The following is a 23,712-nucleotide window of genomic DNA, read 5'->3' as shown; positions in this document are numbered from 1 at the left end:
CCCACCCCACCCGACCCAACCAACGCCACCTCGACCTCAACCACACCGACACCCAACTCCTCCACGAACTCCTCCACTACCTCGGCCTCCCCGACGAACAACAAGACAACGACCACCTCTTCCGCAACCACCCCCACAACACCGCCGTCCACACCGACGGCCTCATGGCCACCACCACACCCACCACCCCCATCCCCCTCCGCTACCTCACCACCATCGAAAACACCACCGACACCAACACCACACTCCACAACCACAACCCCAACCCCAACCCCAACCACCACAACCCCACCCACAACACCCCCACCAACCCCGACACCACCCCCCTCCCCGCCACCGACCCCCCCACCTGGCCCACCTCACAAGCACCCGTCCCCGCGCCGTCCTCGGCCTACGTCCTCGCCTACGGCGCCCATCTCGACGGCAACGTCGGCCTGGTGTACCTGGAGCCGCTGCCGCAGGCGGTGGTCGACGGGCTGCACGAGCAGGTGATGGCGGCGCTGGGGCTGGCGCACGCGCCCGGTACGCACCCGGTGCGGGAGCAGTTGCGGACCGTGGCGAGCGGCGAGCAACTGGTGCTCAACCTGCCGTACCTGCGCGGGAGTCTGGGCTTCCGGATCACTCTGCGGGTGGACGGCCGGGACCGGACGGTCGACCTGCGGATGCGGCTGGCGAACCCGGTGGCGGCGGCCCGTTACGGGCAGGCGGAGGGCGCCGAGCGGGACGTACGGGTGGAGCGGCGCGGCATCGGTACGCAGGAGTGGGTGTCGACGGAGGCGTCGGGCACGGTCCGTACCCTGCTGCTGCCCTGGACCGGGCTGTTCCCGGTGTCGCGGGCGATCCCGGTGCGCGGGGTCGACGTGGCGCTGACGCTGGCGATGACGCTGAACCAGCTCTCGTCGACGTCGTCGGTGACGACGGTGGTGCAGACGACGTCGGCGCAGCGCAGCAACGAGCCCTCGGAGCCGTACGACTTCGAGGCGGCGTGGGAAGTGCGGGTGGACACCCCGCGGCTGGCCCCGCCGGTCACCTGGGGCGCGGCGCGGACGCACGGGCCGGTGACGTTCTGGTTCCCGCAGCACCTGGCGCGGGACGAGGAGGGCGAGCTGCCGGAGGCGGCCGACCTGGACGACCTGCCGGTGTGGGGCGTGGACACGGTGGCGGAACCGCAGCGGCTGCTCGCGGAGGCGCTGGCCTTCTTCGGGACGGAACTGGGCGCCCTGGACGAGGACTCGGCGGCGGAGCTGGAGACGTTCCTGTCGGAGCCGCTGCTGCGGGGGACGCTGCCGATGCAGCGGGACCGGGGTGTGTTCTCGCCGGTGCTGCTGGACACGTCGGGGCGGGCGATCGGCATGTTCCAGCTCCGTACCGAGGTGGAGGTGGGTGCGCCGCTGCGGCGCAGCATGGCCGGGAAGATCAACCTGGAGAGCCATCTGACCCAGGTGGTCAAGCTGGACTCGCAGTCGCGGTTCAGCAGCGGGCTGAGTCTGTCGGGCAGCGCCGGCCCGGCGCTCACCGCGGACCGCGCGCAGGGACATCCGGACGCGACGCGCCGGCCCGGCGGCGGTGTGCTGGGCCGGCTGTCCGCGCAGGCGGGGACACACGAGGACCTGGTGCAGAGCGGCAGTACGGCGCTGATGCACGCGGTGCGCAGCAACCGCAGCCACCTGCTGGCACCGGCGGCGGTGCGGCACACGCTGGTGCTGCACCTGCCGGGCGGCGGACGGCGGGAGTTCGCGCCGCCGGACGCCTGGCCGCGCGGCATGCACCTGCGGCTGCTGACCGCCGAGGACGCCCGGGGCCACGCGCCGTCGCCCGAGGAACTGCGGCGGCTGCCGGCCGAGCTGGAGCACCTGCGGTCGGTGGGCACCACGGCGACACCGCTGGGCGTGGAGGGTGCCGCGCCGCTGTTCACGCACGCCGAGAACTGGCTGCGGCGCGAGGGCTTCCTGCCCGGCGACACCCAGGAACGCACCCGGGTGCTGCCCGACGAGGCGTTGGTGCAGGCGCAGTTGAACAATCTGCGCCGGTTCGAGCAGGCCCGCTCGGAGGTGGGGCAGCGGGCCGCCACGGACGCCATGGTGGACGGCGGCCACTCGCTGTTCCTGGAGATCCCGACGGCGACCGGGTCGCGCCGGGTACGGCTGGTGCTGAGCGCGGTGCGGGGCGCGGGCGCGAGCGTGCACACCCGGGTGCTGCCGGACGTGCAGGGCATGGGCGTGGCGTCGCTGTCGGCGGCGGGCACCGACCACCGTGGTTCGTCGTACGGGGTGTCGTACGGCGGGGGCGGGTCGTTCGGGCTGCCGCGGGGTTCGTGGACGCTGGGCGGCACCGGGGACTACGTCCGCGGCCACCAGGTGCGGCACGACAGCAGCGCGCAGTCGGCGGTCGGCCACGACCAGTTGTTCATCGGCAGCGGCGCCGGGCAGCGCAGCGAGGTCTTCGAGGTGCCGGCCGAACTGGCGCTGGATCTCTACGAGGGGCCGGGCGACGAGCCCTCGGTGCGGTTCGCGCACGACACGGTGGAGCAGCCTTACGTCCCGCACGGCACCGCCCCGGCCGCGCCGCAGGGTCCGCCGCCGGACCGGGTGCCGGGCACGCTGCGCCTGTCGGTGCCGACGCACCGGACGCTGCCCGCCGACGCGCCCGTGCCGGCGGCGCCGGCGGCGCCCACGCTGCGCGCGGCCACGCCGGCCGACCGGGACCTGCTCGCGCTGACCGACGACCACGGCGCGCCGCTGCCGGACACGGTGCTGCTGCCGGACGACGCGATCATGGAGGTGTTCCAGGCGTCCGCCGCGCTGGAGCGGGCGTTCCGGGCGGTCCTGGGCAACACCTACCCGGGCCATCCGGCGCGCGGACTGCTGGACGACGTACGGGACGCGGTGGCCGGACGGACCCCGGCGCCGGTGGCGCGGGCCGGGCGGGCGCTGGGCGAGTCGCTGGCCGGCGCGGCGGCGACCGATCCGACCACGGTCGCGGCGGAGATGCTGTCCGCCGCCCGCAGCCCCGCCGCCCTGCTGGCCCGCGGCCACCAGGTGTTCAAGGGCGCCTACGTGGTGGAGGGCCTGACCCTGCCGGGGCTCGCCTCGGACGAGGTGCTGTCCGTGGAGATCCGCGGCGCGCTGCGGCGGCCGCGGGCGACGGAGGGCTTCGCGCAGTACTTCGAGACCGGCCTGAGCGCCACCGACGGCGCCGCGCAGCAGCGGGGCGCGGCGCGCACCGCGCAGTGGGCGGGCGGTTTCCGCGCGGTCCGCAACACCTCGTCGGCCCAGTCCCCGGCCGCCGACCAGGCGGCGGGCAACGACGTCGACGACGTACTGGTCACCCGCGCCGAACCGGAGCAGGCGGAGGGGACCCGGCCGGGCAGCAGCCTCAACCCGTCCGCGCGCTACACCCGCACCGCCCGGCGCGAGCGGTCCCGCGCGCTGGGCTCCACGACGGCCGCGTACCGCACCGCCACCGAGAGCGGCGCCCAGCACCGGATCACGGCCGACGCGACGCTGCTGGTGACGTTCCGGCGGGGCCGGCGCAACATCGTCGGCAACGCGTTCGGGCAGGGCGAGAGCCGGGCCGTGACGGTGGCCGTGGACCTGGCGGACGCCGTGCGGTTCCTGACGACGCCCGCGCAGATCCGGCGGCACGCCGCGTTCTTCGCGCGGGTGGCCGGGCTCACGGTGCCGGACCCGGTGGCCGGCTCGGTGCCGCTGCCGCGCCGGTTCACGGCCTCCCGGGAGGTCGGGTTCGGCAGCGTGCTGGCGGTGGACGAGTTCACCGACGCGACGCGGACGGTGCGGCGCACCGACGTACTGCGGGGGCGGCTGCTGGCGCTGGTCGAGGCGGAGGCGCCCGGGGTGACCCGGCCCGGCCACTCCGCCTACCTGCCGGGCGTGGCGACCCGCGTCGCGGACCTGGCCTCGACGGCGGGGCTGCGCACCCTGGCGGGCCGCGGCCCGGGGCACGTGCAGCGCTTCGGCTTCCGCTACCTCGGCTACGGCGGTGCGCAACTGGTGGAGGTGACCCTGCGCACCGAACCGGACGCCGACGACCACGCGCTGCGCCAACTGCGCGGCCACCCGGTGGCGTCGGGCGCCGGCATCGAGCAGTTCCTCGCCCACGTCCCGTCCTCGGTGACCGACCGGACCGCGCGCAGCGTCCGGCACGGCGGCTTCGTCCAGCTCCAGTCGCGGTTCCCGCGGCCCACCGGCGGGCCGCGCACCGACCGGGCGGGCGCGCTGCTCAGCGCCGACACGACCCGCGGCAACGCCGTGCGCACCACGCGCGCCGCCGAGGACCGTTTCTGGCTGCGCACCGACAACGCCGCGGACTTCGAGGGCGTGCCGTACCGGGTGGTGGCCGAGGTGCGCTCCACCCCGACGGCACAGTGGCTCCTGGACCTCCCGGGCAGCCTGTTCCAGCACGGTGTGCTGAGCCTGACCGACGCGGACGCCACGCTCGCCGACCGGATCACCCACCTGTTCAGCGGCCGTCCGGCCCGGTCGGCCACCGTGCACACCGCCGCCGCGCTGCGGTTCACCGGCAGTGAGACGGCCGACCCGGCGCCCGAGCAGCCGCCGGTGCCGGTGGCGCGGCACACCACGCGTCCCGTGGTCGCCGGGGACCGCTTCGTACCGCACGGCCCGGCGCCGGTGTTCGCCTTCGACGGCGGCGCCGAACTGGCCGCGGCGCTGGGCGAGGTGGCCCCGGCCCTGACCCGGTCCTGGCGGTCGCTCACCACCTCCGGCTCGGCGGACGCCACGGCGGTGCGGGTCGGCGAGCTGATCCAGTCCGGCGCCCTCTCGCTCGACCACCCCCGGGGCCCGGCGGGCCTGACCACCACGATGCCGGGCGCCTATCCCTTCCAGGGCGCGCCGGGCACCCCGCCCCGCCTGTCGGTGGAGCTGTACCGCCCGCGCCCGGTCACCGACACCGGCGATGTGACGGTGGACCGGCTGCGGCTGAGCACGTTCAGCGCGGGTTCCTCCTCGCAGGCGGGCGCCACGGCCGGGCTCGCGGCGCAGGGCGGGCTCAGCACGACCGACGACAACCGGCAGATCGTCAACTTCACCGTGCCGGTGCTGGCCCGCCAGCCGCAGGCGTCCGGCCCCGGGGCGGGCGTCAGCGGCACCCGCCGGGACTGGCTCAAGCACGGCAACACCAGCGCCCCCGAGGGCGCGCGCGGCACCCGCAGCCACGAGATCCTCGCCGACGCGCTGATCACCGTGCACGGCCCGGACGGTGTCCGGTACGTGACCGGCACGGTACGGACGCGTCCCCTGGAGCGCGACGTGCTGGGCCTCGGCGTCACCGGCGCCCGCACGGACGCCGGGGTGTTCGACGGTACGGCGCTGGCCCGCGAGGCCGCCGACGCCCGGGTCCGCGCGGCGGGCGCCCCGGCGGACGCGGTGGCGGACGCGGTACTGCGGGACTGGCGGCGGATGCCGCTGCGGGATCTGCCGGGGCTGCTGGCGGACGGGGTCCGGGCGAGCGGGGACGACGCCACCCCGCAGCTGTGGTTCGCCGTGGACGGCGGCCCCGAGCGGACGGCACGCGCGGTGTACGCGGCCTCGGGCACGGCCGCGCTGCTGGGGCGGCCGGTCGAGCTGGCGCTCCGCGACGACGCGGGGGTGCGGTTCCGCCGCTTCGACGCGCACGGGGAACCGGAGCGCGCCGGGGACGAGGAGCACGAGGCCGGCTGGGAGGCCGTACGGACCCAGGTGGCCGCGCTGGAGGAGGCCGCGCGGGCGGAGGAGGCCGCACGGGCGGCCGAGGCGGGCCTGCTGGCCCGGCTGCCGGACGCGCGCCGCACGGTGGACGAGACCCGTCCCCCGGTGACGGCGGCCGAGGGGGAGCTGGCCGCGGCCCGCGCCGTCGTCGGCGCCGCCCAGGACGCCCGTACGGCGGCGGAGCGGGCGCTCACCGCGGCCGAGCGCACGGACCGCGACCGGCGCACCCGCGTCACCGAGCTGACGGCCGACGTCCGCGAGCGCACGCACCGCGCGGCGGAGGCGGACGAGGACGCGGAGGCGGCGCGGCGGACGGTCCGGGAGGCGGAGGAGGCGCTCCGGACGGCGGAGGCAGCGCTCCAGGCGGCGCGGGACACGCGGCCCCGGGCCGACGGGTCACGCACCGCCACCTCCCGACGCGGCCCGCACAGTACGCCGTCCAGCGCATCGTCCAGTACGTCGTCCAGCACGTCGCCGGGCGGTTCCGTATCCCGGCGCACGGCCCGACGGGACCAGGCCCGTGCCGAGCTGACCGAGGCCCGGACGGCGGCGGAGGCAGCCGGCCGCGCCGCCGACGCCGCCCGGCACGCCGCCGAGGACGCCGAGCGCCGGCTCGGCATGGCCCGCGACGCGGCGGACGCGGCGGCCCGGGCCCTGGAGACCGCGCGGGAAACGGCCGGGACGGCGAGGCGGGCCGAGGAGACGGCCCGGGACGCCCTCACCGAGGCGACGGCACGGCACGACGCGGCGGTCGCCGCCCGCGACGAGGCGCGGGCGGCGCTGACCGCCCTCGAAGGCGAGGTCACCGCGGCCCTCGCCGAACAGACCCGCCAGGCGGCACGTCAGCGCGACGCCCAGAACGGCCTGACGGACGTGGTGACCCTGCTGGAGGCGGCACGGACGGCGGCGGGCGACGCGACGGTGGCGCTGCCGACGGGCTCGTTCGCCCGCACCCCCGCGACCTGGCCACGACGGGGGACACGGCCGGCGCCGGTACGGGCGGCGGACGTGGAGTCGGAAGACTCGTCGGACTCCGAGGAGGAGCCGGTCTCCGACGGCGAACCGGAATCCGGCGACGACCGGGTCCCCGAGGCAGAACCGACACCCGACGGCGAACCGGTCACCGACGGCGAACCGGTCTCCCGGGGCGAACGTGCCGACTCGTTCGTCCGCTCGCTCTCCCGGCTGCTCACCGACTCCGGCGCCACCCCGGCGTGGACCCGGTCCCGCGACCCGCACGGCGCGCTCCGCGCGTGGGCTCGGCAGGACGTCGCGTCCAACGGGGCCCCGGACGACGCGCCGCTCCCGGACGACGACAGCTCGGTGAGCGTCGACGACCTGGCCCGGATCGGCGCGCTCACCGAGTCGCTGCGCGCGCAGTCGATCCTCCAGAACGGCCAGGTGACCGTCGCAGACGCCGGACTGACCGACTCCGCGCGCCTGGAACTGCTCCTGGCCGCCCCGGACACCCCCGACTACGTCGCCACCCTGGCCGCTCTGGTGGCCCGGCGGATCGGACGACCGGTGCGGGTGCTGGGCCCCGGCGGGACGACCCGCGCTTTCGGACCGGAGGACGGCACCGCGCTGACCCTGTACTTCGACGGCAACCGCTTCTCTTCCGTCCCGCTCGCCGCGGACGACGACTGACCCCTTCTCGGAAGGAACACCATGTCCGGCAAGAACAACCCGCAGCACGAGGCCGCGGCTCAGGCAGCGCTTCCGGCGAGCCAGGCCGCGTCGGAGGAGACGGCGCCGCCGGCCCCCACCGAAACCGGAACCACAGCCGCAGCCGCAGCCGAGCGGCAGACTCCCTCCGAGGCCACGCCCACCCCCTCCCCTTCCCCCTCCGCCGCCGAACCGGAGGAACCCGAAGCCGCAGCCGCAGCCGCAGCCGCGGCGGAAACGGCCGGACAACAAGACACAGCCGCCGCCACGGCCGAGGAGAAAGCCACGTTCCCCCGCCCCTTCGGCCGCCCCTCCCGGGGCCTGCTGGCGGGCGCGGCGATCGCGGGAGCGCTGTTGGTCGGCGTGCCGTTCCTGGTGGCGGGGGTGCTGGACAGGCCGGGCTCGGACGACGGCGGCCCGTCGGACAAGGTGGCCAACGCGGGCACGGTGCTGGACGACGGTGCGAGGGGCCCCGCCGCGGGCGCCTACGATTCGGCGGCCCCGGACCCGTCGTCCTCCTCCCCTTCCCCCTCCCCTTCCCCCTCCTCCCCGAGCGCCGGCAAGGGCGACGCGGACGACGGCAAGGACACGTCGGGCGCGGGCGCGGCGGCAGCGGCGGGAGCGGCGGCGGAGAGCCCGGAGGAGGCCCCGAAGGCGACGGAGAAGGCGGCGAAGAAGAACTCCTCCGCGTCGAAGAAGTCCGCCACCAAGCCGACGGTGACGGCGACGGTGACGACGGCCCCCGGCACCACGCTCTACAGCCACGCCTCGAACCGCTGCATCGAGATGGCGTCCCACAAGGGCTCGGACGGCTCGCCCCTCCAGATCGCCGACTGCAACGGCAAGGACTACCAGAAGTGGGACTTCCGCTCCGACGGCACGATCCGCTCGATGGGCCTGTGCATGGACGTGGCCTGGGGCTCCCACGACAACGGCGCGGTGATCCAGATCGCCTGGTGCAGCGGCAACCCGGCCCAGCAGTTCGTGCTGAACGGCAGCAACGACCTGGTCAACCCGCAGTCCGGCAAGTGCGTCGACGTCCAGGACGCGAAGACCGCCGCCGGCACCCCCCTGCACCTCTGGGACTGCAACGGCCAGGACAACCAGAAGTGGAGCACCCGCTGAGTCCTCCGCCTTCGAAGCACCGGCGGTACCACCCGGTCGGTCACGCCTCCCCGTACGCCTCGCCGCCGAGTTCGAACCCGGCCGTCCCGGCTGTCGCGTCCGCGAGCCAGCCGCGGAAGGCCGGCACGTCGACGTCGGGCAGCCCGATCTCGATCGTGACGGCTTCGCCGTAGCGCACGTCACGCACCTCGCGCCCGGTGGCGCGCAGCTCGTTCTGGAGCTTGCCGGCCCGCTGGTGGTCCACGGTGACGACGGCCAGCCGGAACCGCCGCCGGGTGACCGACCCCACGGCGTCCAGCGCCTCGCCGACCACACCGCCGTACGCCCGGATCAGTCCCCCGGCGCCGAGCTTGACCCCGCCGTAGTAGCGGGTGACGACGGCGGCCACGTACCGCATGTCGCGACGCAGCAGCATCTGCAGCATGGGCAGCCCGGCGGTGCCGCCGGGCTCGCCGTCGTCGCTGGCCCGCTGGACGGAGGCGTCGGCGCCGACGACGTAGGCCCAGCAGTTGTGGGTGGCGTCCGCGTGCTCCTTGCGCACGGCCGCGACGAAGTCCTGGGCCTCCCGCTCAGTGGCGACCGGGGCGAGGGCGCACCGGAAGCGCGAGCGGTTGATCTCGGTCTCGTGCACGCCCGCGCGGGCGACGGTGCGGTACTCGTCTGGCATCCGACCAGCCTATGCGCTCGCCGCCCGCCCGCCTCCGGACCCCGTCGGCCGGGAATCCCGTCCCGGCCTCCCGCGTTCTGCGCACAGGAGCGAACTCACGGAGGCGCAGCATGTACGGCGACGAGGAAACCGTCCGCAGAATCCTCACCGAGCGGGGCGACACCTGGGCCGTGGTGGGCCTCTCCGCCAACCAGCGGCGGGCCGCGTACGGGGTCGCGGCCGTGCTCCAGCGGTTCGGCAAGCGGATCGTGCCCGTCCATCCCAAGGCCGAGACGGTGCACGGCGAGCAGGGGTACGCCTCCCTCGCGGACATCCCCTTCGACGTGGACGTCGTCGATGTCTTCGTCAACAGCGAGCTGGCCGGGGCGGTCGCCGACGAGGCGGTCGCCAAGGGAGCGAGGGCGGTCTGGTTCCAGCTCGGCGTCGTCGACGAGGCGGCGTACGAGCGGACCCGTGCCGCGGGTCTCGACATGGTGATGGACCGGTGCCCGGCCATCGAGATCCCCCGCCTGGCGCAGCGGGGTTAGAGAGGGCTCGGCGGGGGTGGAGCGGGCGCAGCGGCACAGCGCGTGCGAGTTCCGGTCCGGCGGGGAGCGGTATCCGTTCCGGTACACGGAGCTGACGGACCGTCATTACGGGGTGTACCCGCGGCACTTCGCGGAGTGCGTGGTGTTCGGCATGCGTCCGCGCGGCTTCGCCGGGCACATGCAGCGCAGCCCGGACGTGACCCGCTACTGCCTCCGGTGCCCGCCGGGCGACGATCCGGAGAACTGCTCGCACGCTCGCACGAGCGGGCGCGGGGCGAGTTGCGGGAGCGGCTGCGTGCGGCGGACGCGCCAGTGCTGCACGAGGGGCGGCTGATCGAGAAGTGCGTGCTCGACATGCACGACTAGGCGGTCGAGCGATGGTGTCCGGGCGGCTGTTCCTGGCCGGGGACGCCGCCCATCTCACCGCGCCGGTCTCCGCGAAGGGCATGAACCTGGCCCCGCGCGACGTCTTCCTGCTGGCCGACGGGCTGGTCGCGCGGCTGTGCGAGGGGGACGACGGCATCCTCGCCCGCTACTCCGACACCTGCCTGCGGCTGGTCTGGGACTGCCAGGAGTTCTCGGAGCGGCTGTCGGGGGTGTACCACGGCACGTCGCCCGGCGACCTGTACCGGGCTGCCACCGTGCTCGCCCGGCTGCGCCGCCTGTTCGACTCCCCCGTCGCCGCGGCGGCGTTCGCCGAGCCGTACCTCGGGACGCGGACCACCGTCTGACGACCGTCGGACGAACGCGGGCCGACGGCCGTCAGGCGACGCCGAGACCCTCCAGCACGACCGCTCCCGGCAGTTCCGCGAGCGCCTTCCCCGGTACCAGCAGCTTCCCGCGCCGCCGTCCGCTGCCGACCAGGACGTACGGCAGGTCGACGACGGCGGAGTCCACCAGGACCGGCCAGTCGCCGGGCAGGCCGACCGGTGTGATGCCGCCGTACTCCATGCCGGTCTCGCCGGTCGCGGTGTCCATCGGCGCGAAGGACGCCTTGCGGGCGCCGAGCCGGCGGCGGACCGCGCCATTGACGTCGACCCGGGTGGTGGACAGGACGAGGCACGCGGCGAGGGTGGTCCCGCCGCCCCGCTTGCCGCTGACGACGACGCAGTTGGCGGACTGCTCCAGCAGCTCGCGGCCGTAGTGCTCGACGAAGGTGGCGGTGTCGGCCCACTCCGGGTCGGTGTCGACGTAGAGGATCTGTTCGGCGGGGACGGCGCCGTGCCAGTGGCGTACCGCGTCGGCGACCGGGCGGGTCAGCTCGTCGAGGCAGTCGGGGGCGGGGACGGCACGGTCGAAGTGTCCGATGGGTGGCTGCATGCCCGCACGGTAACAAGGGGCTCAGCGGGGCGGCGGCACCGAGACGGCCAGGATCATCCGCATCGGTACGGTGCCGGTGTTGGCGTACGTGTGCGGGGTGTCCGCCGCGTAAGAGGCGCTGGCCCCGGCCGGCACCCGGTGATCCGTGCCGTCCACGGTGATCGTCAGCTCCCCGGTGGTGATGTGCACCAGCTCGACCGTGCCCGCCGGGTGCGGGTCGGAGGTGCTGCGCTCGCCCGGCATCAGCAGCCAGTCCCACATCTCCAGCGGACCCGGCGCCTCGGTCCCGGCGAGGAGGCGGCTGTAGCTGCCGCCCTCGGTGTGCCAGAGCCGTACCGCCTGCTCGGCGGGGACGATCCGGATCCGGGGGCCCTGCTCGCGGTCGAGGAGTGTGGTGATGCTGACGCCGAGCGCGTCGCCGATCTTGACGACGGTGCCGAGGCTCGGGTTGGTGCGGGCCTGTTCGATCTGGATCAGCATGCCGCGGCTGACCCCGGCCCGTCCGGCGAGGGCGTCCAGGGTGAAGCCGCGTTCGGTGCGCCAGCGCCTGACGTTGCGCGCGAGGGACTGGGTCAGCAGGTCGAGGTCCGACACGTTCCGTCCAGGGTGATGCGTGGCTGTACCAGATCGTTCAGTGAACTGTACTGCGCGGCCGGGCCTGTCAGGACTCCGCGTCCAGGCGCGCGAGGTGGGCGACGGCCTCCTCGCCGAGGTCCGACAGCGCCCGCAACTGCTCCGGTGTGACCCCGTCCGGGATCGGCACCGGGGCCGGCGTGCGCAGCGGCGGCTGCCAGCCGCCGTCGGGCGTCCAGCGCCGTACGACGCGGGCGGGGGCGCCCGCCACCACGGCGTGGTCGGGGACCGTGCCCCGGACCACCGCGCCGGCGGCCACCACCACGTTCCGGCCGATCCGCGCGCCCGGCAGGATCACCGCGCCGGTGCCGATCCAGCAGCCGGGGCCGATCTCGACGGGCTCCATCCGGGGCCACTGCTTGCCGATGGGCTGGTGGGGATCGTCGTAGGAGTGGTTGGTGGAGGTGACGTAGACGTACGGGCCGAAGTAGCAGTCGCTGCCGATGGTGACGGTGGTGTCGGCGATGACGTGGGTGCCCCGGCCGAGGACGACGCCGTCGCCGACGCGCAGGATCGGCTCCGGGCCCAGGTCCAGGTCGGGCATGAGACCGGCCGTCAGCGTGACCTGCTCGCCGATGACGCAGTGGGCGCCGAGGTGGATCCAGGGTTCGCCGAAGACCGTGCCGAGCGGGAAGGCCAGCCGGGTGCCGTGGCCGAGGGCGCCGAAGCGGAACCGGCCGGGGTGCTCGGCGGTGACCGAACCGGTGCGCTGCGCCCAGGCCCAGACGGCGTGGACGGCCCGCTGGGCGAGGCGGCGCCGCCGGGACGGAGGGGTGTTCTCGCGCTTCGGCACCCGCTCACGGTACTCAGCGCGCCGCGCGGCCTTGACCGGGGAGGACTGTGATCTTCACCCCACCGGGTGGACTACCGTGCCGGTGACATCACCGACCAGGAGGCGACGATGACACACCAGGCACTGATCACGGGCATCGGCGGCAGGGTACCCGAGGTGGACGCGGAGGCGTTTGTGGCGCCCACGGCCTCGGTGATCGGGGAGGTGACGCTGCGCGCGGGGGCGAGCGTCTGGTACGGGGCGGTGCTGCGCGGTGACGTGGAGCGGATCACGGTCGGGGCGGACAGCAACGTCCAGGACAACTGCACGCTCCACGCCGACCCCGGCTTCCCGGTCACTGTCGGGGAGCGGGTGTCCATCGGGCACAACGCCGTGGTGCACGGGGCCACCGTCGAGGACGACTGCCTGGTCGGGATGGGGGCGACCGTGCTCAACGGGGCGGTGATCGGGGCGGGGTCGCTGGTCGCGGCCCAGGCGCTGGTCCCGCAGGGCATGGTGGTGCCGCCGGGGTCGCTGGTCGCGGGGGTGCCGGCGAAGGTGAAGCGCGCGCTGACCCAGGAGGAGCGTGCGGGCGTCACGCTCAACGGCACCGGTTACGCGGAGTTGGCGAAGGCGCACCGGGGAGCGTACGGGGACTGACCGTCCCGGGCGTCCGCGCGCTCGTCGCGGCCGGTCGCGCCCACGCGGCGGAGCCGGACGCCGCTACGGCCCCGCGCTCCTGAGGCACGTCTACTCGGCGGCGGGAACAGGCTCCGCCTTCTTCGCCTTCCGCTTCAGCACCAGCATGGAGACCACGCCGATGAGCACCGCCGCCACCAGGCCCAGCCAGGAGAAGCGCTTGAGCCAGGACTCGGCGACGACACCGACGTAGTAGATGACGGCGGTGGTGCCGCCGGCCCAGACGATGCCGCCGAGGACGTTGGCGGTCAGGAACTTCCAGTAGGGCATGTGCAGCACCCCGGCCAGCGGCCCCGCGAAGATGCGCAGCAGGGCGATGAAACGGCCGAAGAAGACCGCCCACATGCCCCACTTGGTGAAGGACCGTTCGGCGGTGGCGACGTGGCCCTCGCTGAAGTGCCGGGGGAACTTGCGGCCCAGCCAGGCCAGCAGCGGCCGTCCGCCCTTGCGGCCGATGGCGTAGCCGATGGAGTCGCCGATCACCGCGCCGGCCACGGCGCAGGCGCCGAGGATCACCGGGTCGATGCCGCCGTGCTGGGACGACAGCAGGGCCGCCGACACCAGGATGATCTCGCCGGGCAGCGGGATGCCCAGGCTCTCCAGACCGATGACCAGTCCCACCACGGCGTAGACGGCCGCCGCGGGCACGGTGTCGAGCCATTCCTGGACGTGCACTGCGGGCTCCTCGCGGTTTCTGCTCCTGCTGTCCCGGGAAGCCTACTGGGTCACGCGAGGGCACCCGCGTCCGCGCCGGTGCGCAGCCGCAGGTCCGCCGAGGACGCCCCGATCCACACCGCGCGCCGCCCGGTGCCGAGCACCCAGTCGCGGCGGCGCGGGTCCCAGCAGGAGAGCGTGCGGGAGGTGACGCGGACCGTCGCCCGGCGCCGTTCCCCCGCCCGCAGGGCGAGCCGCCGGTACCCCGCCAGGACCCGTACCGGCTGGTCGAGCCGCAGGTCGGGCGAGGGCCCCAGGTACACCTGCGCCACCGTCACGCCGTCCCGGCGCCCGGTGTTGCGGACGGTGAAGGAGACGTCGAGCCCTCCGCCCCGCACCGGCCGCGCCTCCGGGTCCGTGTAGGCGAACGAGGTGTACGACAGCCCGTGCCCGAAGGGGAAGAGCGGGCGCACGCCCCGGGCGTCGTACCAGCGGTGGCCGACGTGGAGGCCCTCGGCGTACTCGACGGTGCCGTCCGTGCCCGGGTAGCGGCGCGGGTCCCCGGCGACCGGGTGGCGGTCGCCGTCGGCCGGGAAGGTCTGGGTGAGCCGGCCGCCGGGGTCGCACTCGCCGTACAGGACGGCGGCGGTGGCGGCGGCGCCCTCCTGGCCCGGGTAGTACATCTGGAGCACGGCGCCGGTCCGCGCCAGCCACGGCATCGTGACGGCCGAGGAGGTGTTGAGGACCACGGTGGTGCGGGGGTTGGCCCGGGTCACGGCGTCGATCAGCCGGTCCTGGCCGCCGGGGAGGGCGAGGGCGGTGCGGTCCTGGCCCTCGGTGGCGTCCTCGTAGGCGAACAGGACCACGTCGTCGGCGGCGCGGGCGGCGCGCACGGCCTCGGCGACGTCGGCCGCGCGGGTCGCGCCGGTGATCCGGCGCAGCCGGAACGTCTGCCCGTCCTTCCCGCCCGCCGCGGTGATCCGCAGCCGGTGCCGGCCCGCGGTCAGCCGCAGTGTGCGGCGGCGCACGGCCAGGCCGTCGGGCGCGACGGTGACCAGGCCGCCGGCGAAGTACTCGGTGTAGCCGGGGGCGAGCGGGAAGAGGTTCTCGTCGCCGAGCCGGACCTCGGGGCGGCGGGTGGGCTCGGCGGAGCAGTGCAGGAGGAAGGTCCACTCGTCGGCCTCGGGGACGGTGAGCGTCCCGTCGTAGGTCCAGGTCCCGCCGGCGGGCACGTGCCGGGACTCGGTGTCGACTGCGGGGGCGAGGGCGTCGGCGGGCAGGCGCTTGCCGAAGACGTCCTCGCCCAGCGCGTACGTGACCCGCGCCGCGCGGGCGCCGATGGCGTCCAGGGGGCGGTCGGCGCGGTCGGGGACGACATGGGCGCTGCCCCCGCCGCCGACCAGCGGACGGTCGCCGGTGGGGCCGATCACGGCGACGGTGCGGCCGGGTGTGAGGGGCAGGGTGCCGCGTTCGTTGCGCAGCAGGGTGGCGCCCGCCTCGGCGACCTCGCGGGCGACGGCGGCACCGGCGGCGGCGTCGCGGGCGGGGCGCGGCGGCGGGTCGGCGTCGAGGAGGCCGAAGCGGTCCATGACGGTCAGGACGCGGCGTACGGCGCGGTCGACGTGCGCCTCGGGGACGGTGCCGTCCGTCACGGCCTTCAGCAGCGGGGCGCCGTAGTGCGTGCCGTCCGGCATCTCCAGGTCGAGGCCGGCGGCGAGGGCGGCGGCGGTGGAGTGGGTGGCGGACCAGTCGCTCATCACCAGGCCGTCGAAGCCCCAGCGCTCGCGCAGCACGCCGGTGAGCAGGTCCGCGTTCTCGCCGGCGTGGGTGCCGCCGACCTTGTTGTAGGCGGCCATCACGGCGCCGGTACGGGCGGCGACGGCGGCCTCGAAGGCGCGCAGGTAGACCTCGTGGAGGGTGCGTTCGCCGACGCGGACGTCGACCGTCTCGCGGTCCTTCTCCTGGTTGTTCAGCGCGAAGTGCTTGACGGTGGCGATCAGGCCCCCGCCCTGGATGCCCTCGATCTCGGCGGCGACCAGGTCGGCGGCGAGCAGCGGGTCCTCGGCGAACGTCTCGAAGTTGCGGCCCGCGCAAGGGGTGCGGATCAGGTTGACCATCGGGGAGAGCAGCACGTCCTGGCCGAGGGCGCGGCCCTCCCGGCCGATGACCTGGCCGTAGCGGCGGGCGAGGCCGGGGTCGAAGGCGGCGGCCAGCAGGACGGGGGCGGGGAGCGCGGTGGCGTGGGCGGTGACCCGGACGCCGGCCGGGCCGTCGGCCAGGCGCAGCGGCGGGATGCCGAGGCGGGGGACGCCGGGGACGTGGCCGGCCTGGCCCAGGGGGTGCGGGTCGGACGCTCCGTGCAGCAGGGAGATCTTCTCGGGGAGGGTGAGCCGGGCGACCAGGCCGTCGACGCGGGTGCCGGGGGCGGCGTGGGTCCGTTTCCCGGTACCGGCCGCCGTCGCGGTGACGCCGGGACCGGCGTGAGCGGGTCCCCCCGCGCCGGCGGCCGTCGCGGTGACGGCGGCGCCGGCCAGCAGGCGCAGGGCGGACCGCCGGGAGGCGGCGCGGGTCACGGTCCGGGGCTCCTCGGGTGTGTGCACGCAGGCACTATGCGTCAGGGGGCGGCTGACACGCCGTCAGGCGCCCCGGCGCGGCGCGGACAACCCGCCCGGATCGACCCCAGCGGAACCGCCCGCATCGCCCCTCGCCGACAACCGCCCGCATCACCCCTCGCCGGCAACCGCCCGCATCACCCCTCGCCGGCAACCGCCCGCATCACCCCTCGCCGGCAACCGCCCGCATCACCCCTCCGGCAACGCACCCGGCCGTCGCCCTCCCGAACCATGCGCCCGGCCGCACCCACAGGTCATTGAGAGGCGGCTCCGGGCCGGTTCCCATCCGGCCGGGTCAGCATGACCGCATGATCGCCTCCCCCACTCCGACCACGACCGGTCCCGCCCGTGCCGTGCGCAAGGCGGTCGTGCCGGCCGCCGGGCTCGGCACGCGGTTCCTGCCCGCCACGAAGGCCACCCCGAAGGAGATGCTGCCGGTCGTCGACAAACCGGCCATCCAGTACGTCGTCGAGGAGGCCGCGGCGGCCGGTCTGGACGACGTACTGATGATCACCGGACGGCACAAGCGGGCCATCGAGGACCACTTCGACAACGCCCTCGAACTGGAGCAGATCCTCGCGGCGAAGGGCGACACCCTACGACTGGACGCGGTCCGCGATCCGGCGCGGCTCGCGGCCGTCCACCACATCCGGCAGGGCGAACCCCTGGGCCTCGGCCACGCGGTCCTGTGCGCCCGCCGGCACGTCGGTGACCAGCCGTTCGCCGTGCTGCTCGGCGACGACCTGATCGACCCGCGCGAGACGCTGCTCAGCCGGATGCTCGACGTCCAGGGCCGGCGCGGGGGAAGCGTCGTCGCCCTGATGGAGGTGCCGGCGGATCAGATCCGCCTCTACGGCTGCGCCGCCGTCGCGCCCGCCGGGGAGGACGGGGTGATCCGGGTCACCGGGCTGGTGGAGAAGCCCGCACCCGAGCGGGCGCCGAGCCGGTACGCGGTCATCGGCCGCTATGTCCTGGACCCGGCCGTCTTCGGGGTCCTGGAGCGCACCCCGCCGGGCCGGGGCGGGGAGATCCAGCTCACCGACGCCCTCCAGGAACTCGCCGCGGACGGCACGGTGCACGGGGTGGTCTTCGACGGACCGCGCTACGACACCGGCGACAAGGGCGAGTACCTGCGCACGGTGGTACGGCTGGCCTGTGAACGGCCCGATCTGGGACCGGCGTTCACGTCCTGGCTGAAGGAGTTCGTGGCCGGGCTGGAGAACGCCGGGGACGGAACGGGCACCCGCGACGCCGGGAACCGTCTCGCCGCTTGACGCCCCCATGAACCGAGGGCCCGGCCAGGCACCACCCGGCCGGGCCCTCGAACGGTGCCGCGTGCCGCGCCTCAGCCGCTCGGCCGCAGCGTCCAGGTCACGGTCATCTCCCCGGTGACGGCACCGTCCTCGCGCCGGATGGCCACGGTCACCGGGAACTCGGGACGGAGCCCCTCATCCAGTTCCGCGACCACCTCGGCGGCGGGCCGCCCGAGCCTCGCGGTGGCCGTGACCGGGCCCAGGGCGATCTTCTTGAACGCGATCTCGGCGTGCACGGGCAGCGGTACGGCACGCGAGAGCTGGTCGCCGAACGCGGCCAGGACGACGGCCCCGCTGGCCGACTCGCCGAGGGTGAACATCGCCCCGGCGTGCGGGCCGCCGACGTGGTTGCGGTACTCGCTCTGGTCCGGGAGGGCCAGCACGGCCTGGTCCGGACCGGTCTCCAGGTACTCCAGGTTCAGGGTCCGCACCATCGGCACCGTGGCGGCGAGCATCTCGCCGATCGACATCTGGTCTGCGCTCATGGACAACAAGTTACCCGTAAGTAGCTTCGAGGGCCAGACCCCGCCGAGCAGGCCCGCGAGGGCGGGCCCGGCGAGGCGCCGGCGCGGGACGCCGGTACGCGGCATTGGCGAAAAGGCCCCGCCCCGGCGATAGTCGCCAGGTGCCGTACGTCTCGCGTCCCCGCCGCCGCGCCGCCTGGTCCCCCGACTGGGCGAGCCGCAACTACTCCCTGCTGACCGCCGCCACCGTGGTGACCAGCCTCGGCAGCAACGGCGCGCTGATCGCCGCCGCCTTCGCCGTGCTGGAGGCGGGCGGCGACGGCGGCGACGTGGGCCTGGTGGCCGCCGCCCGCACCGTTCCGCTGGTGCTCTTCCTGCTGATCGGCGGCGCCCTGGCCGACCGGCTGCCGCGGCACCGGGTGATGGTCGCCGCCAACACGCTCAACTGCCTGTCGCAGGCGGCGTTCGCGGTGCTCGTCCTCGCCGGGGAGCCGCGGCTGTGGCAGATGATGCTGCTGTCCGGGCTCGGCGGCACCGGCCAGGCGTTCTTCGCCCCGGCGGCGGAGGGCATGCTGATGGCCTCGGTCAAGGGCGAACACGCCGCCCGGGCCTTCGCGGTGTTCCGGATGGCGATGCACGGCGCTGGCCTGGGCGGCGCCGCGCTGGGCGGGGCGATGGTCGCCGCGATCGGGCCCGGCTGGGTGCTCGCGGCGGACGCGGCGGCGTTCGCGTGCGCGGCGGCGCTGCGCGCGCTGCTGGACGTGAAGCACATCCCGCCGCGCACTCCGGGCGACGGCCTCCTCGCCGATCTGCGGGAGGGCTGGCGGGAGTTCAGCGGACGGCCGTGGCTGTGGGGCATCGTGGTGCAGTTCTCGATCGCCAACGCGGTGGTCGGCGCCGCCGAGGCGGTCTACGGCCCGCTGGTCGCCCGCGACCACCTGGGCGGGGCCGGGCCGTGGGGCCTGGCGCTGGCCTGCTTCGGCGCCGGCACGGTCGGCGGCGCGCTGCTGATGACCCGCTGGAAACCGCGCCGCCTGCTGCTCGCCGGCACCCTGTGCGTCTTCCCGCTGTCCCTGCCCGCCGCCGCGCTGGCCGTCCCGGTGCCGGCCGGCGCGCTGTGCGCGGTGATGTTCGTGACCGGCCTGTCCGTCGAGGTGTTCGGCGTGAGCTGGATGACCGCGCTGCACCAGGAGGTGGCCGAGGAGAAGCTGTCACGGATCTCGGCGTACGACTGGTTCGGCTCGGTCGCGCTGGTGCCGGCGGCGACCGCCCTGGCGGGTCCCGCGGAGGCCGCGTTCGGGCGGCCGGAGTCGCTGTGGGGCTGCGCGGCGCTGGTCGTGGTGGTCACGACCGCCGTGCTGTTCGTCCCGGAGGTACGCGATCTGCGCCGCCGGACGGAACCGGTGACCCTGGGCACACCGGCCGCCGGCGCCGACGCCGGATCAGCCGATGCCGAACGCCCCGTCGGGGGGCTCGGGTGACGGCACCGCGTCCGCGTCCCGCACCGGACGCGCGTCACCGATGAACCTCCGCAACGCCGGCCCGTGTTCCACCCGCGCCGGGAAGGCGTCGGCCGCGGTGCGCCGGGCCAGCGCGGCCACGTCCAGCGGCCGGTGGGCGGCGGCCAGCACCGCGTTGCCGAAACGGCGCCCGCGCAGCACGCCCGGCTCGGCGATCAGCACCAGCTCCGCGAACAGGGCCCCGAAGGTGGCCAGCTGGGAGCGGAGGAAGGCGAACGGCGCGGCGTCGGCGAGGTTGGCCAGGTAGACGCCGTCGGCCCGCAGCACCCGCGCGGCCTCCTCGGCGTACCCCGCGGAGGTCAGGTGCGCGGGCACCCGGGAGCCGCCGAAGACGTCGGCGACCAGCACGTCCGCCGAGTCCGCCGGGGCGGCCGACAGCCATGCGCGGGCGTCGGCCGCGTGCCGGGCGATCCGGGCGCCGTCCGGGAGCGGCAGACACTCGGCGACCAGCTCCAGCAGTCCGCGGTCGAACTCCACCACGTCCTGCCGGGAGCCGGGCCGGGTCGCCGCCAGGTACCGGGGCAGGGTGAGCGCGCCCCCGCCGAGGTGCAGCGCGTCCAGCGGCCGGCCCGGCTCGGCCACGGTGTCCAGCACGTGCCCGAGCCGCCGCGCGTACTCGAACTCCAGGTGCTCGGGCTCGTCCAGGTCGACGTACGACTGCGGCGCCCCGTCGACCGTGAGCAGCCACGCCCGCTCCCGGTCGACGTCCGGCATGAGCTTGACGGTGCCTTGGCCGGTGACGCGGGAGACGGGTATGGCTTCGTTCACCTCTTCATTGTGCCTGGGTGAGGCGCACTCATCGTGCCGCCTGGGCGAGGCGCAGTCATCGTGCCGCCTGGGCGAGGCGCGTTCATTGTGCCTGGGTGAGGCGCGCCTTCAGCAGCGCCCGCGTGCGACGCGACCCCGCACGCCTCACGCGACACCACTCACGGTCCCTGTCCCGCGCACCTCACGCGACCCCGGCCACGGTCCCGGCCCCGACCGTCCGTCCGCCCTCCCGGACGGCGAACCCGAGCCCCGGCTCCAACGGCACCTCCCGCCCCAGCTCCACGGTCATCGTCACCGTCTCCCCGGGCCGGGCCACGCCCGCCTCGCCGAGGTCGACGTTCCCCACCACGTCGGCCGTACGGATGTAGAACTGCGGCCGGTACCCGGTCGCGACCGGCGTCGACCGCCCGCCCTCCCGGGCCGGCAGCACGTACACCCGCGCCGTGAAGGTCCGCCGCGGCACCACGCTCCCCGGCGCCGCCGCCACGTGCCCCCGCCGGACCGCGTCCCGGGGGACGCCCCGCAGCAGCAGCGCCACGTTGTCCCCGGCCTGCGCCTCCGCCATCGGTTTGCCGAAGGTCTCCAGGCCGGTGACCACCGTCTCGACGCCGGCCCCGAGCACCTCGACCCGGTCGCCGACCCGCACGGTGCCGCGCTCGACGGCTCCGGTGACGACCGTCCCCCGCCCGGTGATGGTGAGCACGTTCTCCACCGGCAGCAGAAAGGGCGCGTCCAGATACCGCTCCGGCATCGGCACATACGTGTCCACCGCGTCGAGCAGCGCCTCCACGGACGCCGTCCAGCGGGGGTCGCCGGCCAGCGCCTTCAGCCCGGAGACCCGTACGACGGGCGCGGTGTCGCCGCCGTAGCCGTGGGCGGTGAGCAGTTCGCGGACCTCCAGCTCCACCAGGTCGGCCAGTTCCTCGTCCCCGGCGTCGGCCTTGTTGAGCGCGACCACGATGTGGTCGACGCCCACCTGCCGGGCCAGCAGCACGTGTTCGGCGGTCTGCGGCATGATCCCGTCCAGCGCGGAGACGACGAGGATCGCCCCGTCGAGCTGGGCGGCGCCGGTGACCATGTTCTTGACGTAGTCGGCGTGGCCCGGCATGTCGACGTGCGCGTAGTGGCGGGTGTCGGTCTCGTACTCGACGTGCGCGATGTTGATGGTGATGCCGCGCGCCGCCTCCTCCGGGGCGCGGTCGATGCGGTCGAACGGCACGAAGGAGGTGGAGCCGCGCTCGGCGAGGACCTTGGTGATGGCGGCGGTCAGGGTGGTCTTGCCGTGGTCGACATGGCCCATGGTGCCGATGTTGAGATGCGGTTTGGTGCGGACGTACGCCGTCTTGGACATGGCGGTACCTCGAAGCCTCGCTCGAAGGAAAGGTGGGGACCCCGGTGTCGCGCCGACCCTCCCCCTGCGGGGTCCGCCGGACGATCCGGAGAGGGTCAGCCTCGGGCGCCGCCGGCGGTGGCCGGGAAGGACCCCGGGAAGAAGGGGACGGCAGCCTTCGGGGCATCCGCGACCGCGGAGGCGACGAGGTGGAAGGCGTACCGGAACATGACGCCGATCATCGCCGACGCTTTGCCCCACGTCGAATGGTTTTTTACGGCACGGGAGTTCGACAATCCGGTGCGGCTCAGGGGCCGACGGCCCGCAGTGCCTCCCGTACGGACAGCGGAGCGAGCCGTTCCCGGTGCGCGGCCACGAAGCCGCGTACGGCCTCCGGGTCGGTCTTGGCGTACTCGCGCAGGGACCAGCCGATCGCCTTGCGGACGAAGAAGTCGGCGTGGTCCGCGCGGCGCAGGCAGTGGGCGAAGAGGCGGGCGGTGTCGGTGCGTTCCTTGTACCGGAGCTGGTGCAGCAGGGCCGCGCGGACCAGCCACCGGTCGTCGTCCTCGATCCAGGCGTCCATCTCCGCCCCGAGCCGCGGACCGGCCGCCACCAGGCCGCCGACGACGTGCGCGGCGAGCAGGTCCACGGTGTCCCACCAGGGGACGGTGGTGACCAGATGCCGGACCACCGGCAGGAAACCGGGGGTGAGTACCGACACATGACGGCGGAGCAGATCCACGGCGAAGTAGTGGTACTCCCGCTCCGGCAGCCGCCAGCAGCGCAGCGCGATCGCGGCGCAGTCCGCCTCGCCGGGGCGCGGCACGTCCCGCAGTACGGTACGGGACAGTGCGCGCCGAACCGGGCTGGTCAGGCCCAGGAAGGGGGCCACGTCCCGCATGTACGCGCGCATCGGCGAGGCCCGCTCCGGGTCGGCGTCGGCCGGGTACACGGCGGTGAGCCGCTCCAGGACGCGGTCGGCGAGCGGACTGCTCGGCACGGCCGGAGTTCGCCCGCCTGTGACAGTCATGACACGCACCATACGGCGATCACACGGATTCGTCGGTTAGTGTCACCGGATGCTCGATGCCACCACCCGCTCTGGGGGCACCGCCACGGCCTCTCCCCGGGCCACCACCGCCACATCCGCCCCGGCCGCTCGGACCGGGATCTCCGCCCGCGCGACGAGAATCCTGCTGTCGCCCTGGTCCCGGCTGTCGCTGCTCGTCCTGCTCCTGGTCTCGGCCGCCTCGGCGGTGCTGCTGTTCCAGCCGCAGAAGCTGCTGGTGCACGGTTGGCCACCGCACCTGGGCGGGGCCGCGGCGGCGCTGGCGTACGCGGTCGCGTACGGACTGTGCACCGTCGCCTTCGTGCCCCGTCCACTGCTCAACCTGGCGGCCGGCGCGCTGCTGGGCTCCTCGCTGGGCCTCGGCGCGGCGCTGGCCGGCACGGTGCTCGGGGCCGGGATCGCCTTCTGCCTGGGGCGCGTCCTAGGTCAGGAGGCGCTGCGCCCGCTGCTGCGCGGCAAGTGGCTCAAGGCCGCGGACGGGCAGCTCAGCCGGCACGGCTTCCGGTCGATGCTGGCGGCCCGGCTGTTCCCGGGCGTTCCGTTCGCGGCGGCGAACTACTGCGCCGCGGTCTCCCGGATGAGCCTCCCGGCGTTCCTGCTGGCGACGGCGCTCGGGTCGATCCCGAACACCGCCGCGTACGTCGTCGCCGGCGCCCGGGCCTCCACGCCGACCTCCCCCGCCTTCCTGATCGCCCTGGCCTGCATCGCGGTGCCCGGCCTCGCCGGTGCCGTGGTGGCCTGGCGCAAGCGGAACCGGCTGCGCGCCCGCTGACCGGGACGACCGGGTACCGACCGAGTACTGACCGGGCCCTGACCGGGCCCTGTGCCCGGGCTGTCATCCGGGGGCG

Annotated in this window: 17 protein-coding genes and 1 pseudogene; 8 read left to right on the top strand and 10 right to left on the bottom strand. The window is 75.1% G+C overall.

The genetic code is table 11. The features are described 5' to 3' along the window. Positions 1–164: 164 nt before the first annotated feature. Both ACZ3IG_RS35140 and ACZ3IG_RS35135 read left to right on the top strand, forming a co-directional pair. On the top strand, positions 165–7,373 hold the full coding sequence (locus ACZ3IG_RS35140; RefSeq protein ID WP_467437239.1) for a hypothetical protein: 7,209 nt from the start codon (positions 165–167) through the stop codon (positions 7,371–7,373). Between the two features lie 21 nt (positions 7,374–7,394). Next, complete coding sequence (locus ACZ3IG_RS35135; protein WP_467437237.1) at positions 7,395–8,516, top strand: ricin-type beta-trefoil lectin domain protein; 1,122 nt, start codon at positions 7,395–7,397, stop codon at positions 8,514–8,516. Between the two features lie 40 nt (positions 8,517–8,556). Here ACZ3IG_RS35135 and ACZ3IG_RS35130 read toward each other — a convergent pair whose 3' ends face one another. Further along, complete coding sequence (locus ACZ3IG_RS35130; RefSeq protein WP_467437236.1) at positions 8,557–9,183, bottom strand: YigZ family protein; 627 nt, start codon at positions 9,181–9,183, stop codon at positions 8,557–8,559. Positions 9,184–9,293: 110 nt separating this feature from the next. Between ACZ3IG_RS35130 and ACZ3IG_RS35125 the strand changes: the two genes are divergently transcribed. Together ACZ3IG_RS35125 and ACZ3IG_RS35120 are read left to right on the top strand one after the other, a co-directional pair. Then, the gene (locus ACZ3IG_RS35125) at positions 9,294–9,710 is read left to right on the top strand and encodes a CoA-binding protein (protein WP_467437235.1); all 417 of its coding nucleotides are present in this window, start codon (positions 9,294–9,296) and stop codon (positions 9,708–9,710) included. A gap of 16 nt (positions 9,711–9,726) precedes the next feature. Next, positions 9,727–10,441, top strand: a pseudogene (locus tag ACZ3IG_RS35120) (FAD-dependent monooxygenase); the annotation flags it as partial. Positions 10,442–10,472: 31 nt separating this feature from the next. Here ACZ3IG_RS35120 and ACZ3IG_RS35115 read toward each other — a convergent pair. The 3 genes from ACZ3IG_RS35115 to ACZ3IG_RS35105 all read right to left on the bottom strand — a co-directional run bounded on the left by ACZ3IG_RS35115 (position 10,473) and on the right by ACZ3IG_RS35105 (position 12,456). After that, positions 10,473–11,030: a YbaK/EbsC family protein gene (locus ACZ3IG_RS35115; RefSeq protein WP_467437234.1), complete on the bottom strand. Its 558-nt coding sequence runs from the start codon at positions 11,028–11,030 to the stop codon at positions 10,473–10,475. 21 nt (positions 11,031–11,051) lie between these two features. After that, positions 11,052–11,624 carry a helix-turn-helix domain-containing protein gene (locus ACZ3IG_RS35110; protein ID WP_467437232.1) on the bottom strand — a complete coding sequence of 191 codons (573 nt, stop codon included), beginning with the start codon at positions 11,622–11,624 and terminating at the stop codon, positions 11,052–11,054. A 67-nt stretch (positions 11,625–11,691) separates the two neighbouring features. Then, on the bottom strand, positions 11,692–12,456 hold the full coding sequence (locus ACZ3IG_RS35105; protein ID WP_467437231.1) for an acyltransferase: 765 nt from the start codon (positions 12,454–12,456) through the stop codon (positions 11,692–11,694). Between the two features lie 108 nt (positions 12,457–12,564). On the opposite strand from ACZ3IG_RS35105, the gene ACZ3IG_RS35100 reads away from it, so the two are divergent. Next, entirely contained in the window at positions 12,565–13,095 is a 531-nt protein-coding gene (locus tag ACZ3IG_RS35100; RefSeq protein WP_467437230.1) for a gamma carbonic anhydrase family protein, read from the top strand. Between the two features lie 90 nt (positions 13,096–13,185). Here the strand turns inward: ACZ3IG_RS35100 and ACZ3IG_RS35095 are convergent, their stop codons facing one another. Both ACZ3IG_RS35095 and ACZ3IG_RS35090 read right to left on the bottom strand, forming a co-directional pair. Beyond that, on the bottom strand, positions 13,186–13,809 hold the full coding sequence (locus ACZ3IG_RS35095; protein WP_467437228.1) for a DedA family protein: 624 nt from the start codon (positions 13,807–13,809) through the stop codon (positions 13,186–13,188). A 50-nt stretch (positions 13,810–13,859) separates the two neighbouring features. Further along, positions 13,860–16,388 (bottom strand): beta-glucosidase, encoded by a 2,529-nt coding sequence (locus tag ACZ3IG_RS35090; protein WP_467437227.1) that lies wholly within the window; start codon positions 16,386–16,388, stop codon positions 13,860–13,862. Positions 16,389–16,708: 320 nt separating this feature from the next. Between ACZ3IG_RS35090 and ACZ3IG_RS35085 the strand changes: the two genes are divergently transcribed. Further along, a complete protein-coding gene (locus ACZ3IG_RS35085; protein WP_467437225.1) occupies positions 16,709–17,674 on the top strand; it encodes a UTP--glucose-1-phosphate uridylyltransferase in 966 nt (321 codons plus the stop codon). A gap of 71 nt (positions 17,675–17,745) precedes the next feature. On the opposite strand, the gene ACZ3IG_RS35080 is transcribed toward ACZ3IG_RS35085, so the two are convergent. Next, positions 17,746–18,183, bottom strand: a complete 438-nt coding sequence (locus ACZ3IG_RS35080; protein ID WP_467437241.1) for a DUF4442 domain-containing protein — start codon at positions 18,181–18,183, stop codon at positions 17,746–17,748. Between the two features lie 155 nt (positions 18,184–18,338). On the opposite strand from ACZ3IG_RS35080, the gene ACZ3IG_RS35075 reads away from it, so the two are divergent. After that, entirely contained in the window at positions 18,339–19,658 is a 1,320-nt protein-coding gene (locus ACZ3IG_RS35075; RefSeq protein ID WP_467437224.1) for an MFS transporter, read from the top strand. On the opposite strand, the gene ACZ3IG_RS35070 is transcribed toward ACZ3IG_RS35075, so the two are convergent. The 3 genes from ACZ3IG_RS35070 to ACZ3IG_RS35060 form a co-directional block, all read right to left on the bottom strand. Beyond that, positions 19,620–20,465: a spermidine synthase gene (locus tag ACZ3IG_RS35070; protein WP_467437223.1), complete on the bottom strand. Its 846-nt coding sequence runs from the start codon at positions 20,463–20,465 to the stop codon at positions 19,620–19,622. The two genes, ACZ3IG_RS35075 and ACZ3IG_RS35070, sit on opposite strands and share 39 nt — an antisense overlap. Before the next feature lie 181 nt (positions 20,466–20,646). Then, positions 20,647–21,816 (bottom strand): elongation factor Tu, encoded by a 1,170-nt coding sequence (tuf, locus tag ACZ3IG_RS35065; RefSeq protein WP_467437221.1) that lies wholly within the window; start codon positions 21,814–21,816, stop codon positions 20,647–20,649. A gap of 286 nt (positions 21,817–22,102) precedes the next feature. Further along, on the bottom strand, positions 22,103–22,825 hold the full coding sequence (locus ACZ3IG_RS35060; protein ID WP_467437220.1) for a DNA alkylation repair protein: 723 nt from the start codon (positions 22,823–22,825) through the stop codon (positions 22,103–22,105). A gap of 49 nt (positions 22,826–22,874) precedes the next feature. On the opposite strand from ACZ3IG_RS35060, the gene ACZ3IG_RS35055 reads away from it, so the two are divergent. Continuing rightward, on the top strand, positions 22,875–23,636 hold the full coding sequence (locus ACZ3IG_RS35055) for a TVP38/TMEM64 family protein (protein ID WP_467437219.1): 762 nt from the start codon (positions 22,875–22,877) through the stop codon (positions 23,634–23,636). The last annotated feature ends 76 nt before the right edge of the window (positions 23,637–23,712 follow it).

This window comes from Streptomyces sp. NPDC016677, assembly GCF_055562815.1.
Note: the sequence above shows the minus strand (reverse complement) of the source record. Positions and strands in the feature narration are given on the sequence as shown.

What these genes read in the sequence shown, in the direction of transcription:
- tuf (WP_467437221.1), bottom strand. Translation starts at nt 21,816, where the DNA reads ATGTCCAAGACGGCGTACGTCCGCACCAAACCGCATCTCAACATCGGC.
- ACZ3IG_RS35055 (WP_467437219.1), top strand. Translation starts at nt 22,875, where the DNA reads ATGCTCGATGCCACCACCCGCTCTGGGGGCACCGCCACGGCCTCTCCC.
- ACZ3IG_RS35130 (WP_467437236.1), bottom strand. Translation starts at nt 9,183, where the DNA reads ATGCCAGACGAGTACCGCACCGTCGCCCGCGCGGGCGTGCACGAGACC.
- ACZ3IG_RS35085 (WP_467437225.1), top strand. Translation starts at nt 16,709, where the DNA reads ATGATCGCCTCCCCCACTCCGACCACGACCGGTCCCGCCCGTGCCGTG.
- ACZ3IG_RS35135 (WP_467437237.1), top strand. Translation starts at nt 7,395, where the DNA reads ATGTCCGGCAAGAACAACCCGCAGCACGAGGCCGCGGCTCAGGCAGCG.
- ACZ3IG_RS35115 (WP_467437234.1), bottom strand. Translation starts at nt 11,030, where the DNA reads ATGCAGCCACCCATCGGACACTTCGACCGTGCCGTCCCCGCCCCCGAC.
- ACZ3IG_RS35100 (WP_467437230.1), top strand. Translation starts at nt 12,565, where the DNA reads ATGACACACCAGGCACTGATCACGGGCATCGGCGGCAGGGTACCCGAG.
- ACZ3IG_RS35080 (WP_467437241.1), bottom strand. Translation starts at nt 18,183, where the DNA reads ATGTCGATCGGCGAGATGCTCGCCGCCACGGTGCCGATGGTGCGGACC.
- ACZ3IG_RS35140 (WP_467437239.1), top strand. Translation starts at nt 165, where the DNA reads ATGGCCACCACCACACCCACCACCCCCATCCCCCTCCGCTACCTCACC.
- ACZ3IG_RS35060 (WP_467437220.1), bottom strand. Translation starts at nt 22,825, where the DNA reads ATGACTGTCACAGGCGGGCGAACTCCGGCCGTGCCGAGCAGTCCGCTC.
- ACZ3IG_RS35125 (WP_467437235.1), top strand. Translation starts at nt 9,294, where the DNA reads ATGTACGGCGACGAGGAAACCGTCCGCAGAATCCTCACCGAGCGGGGC.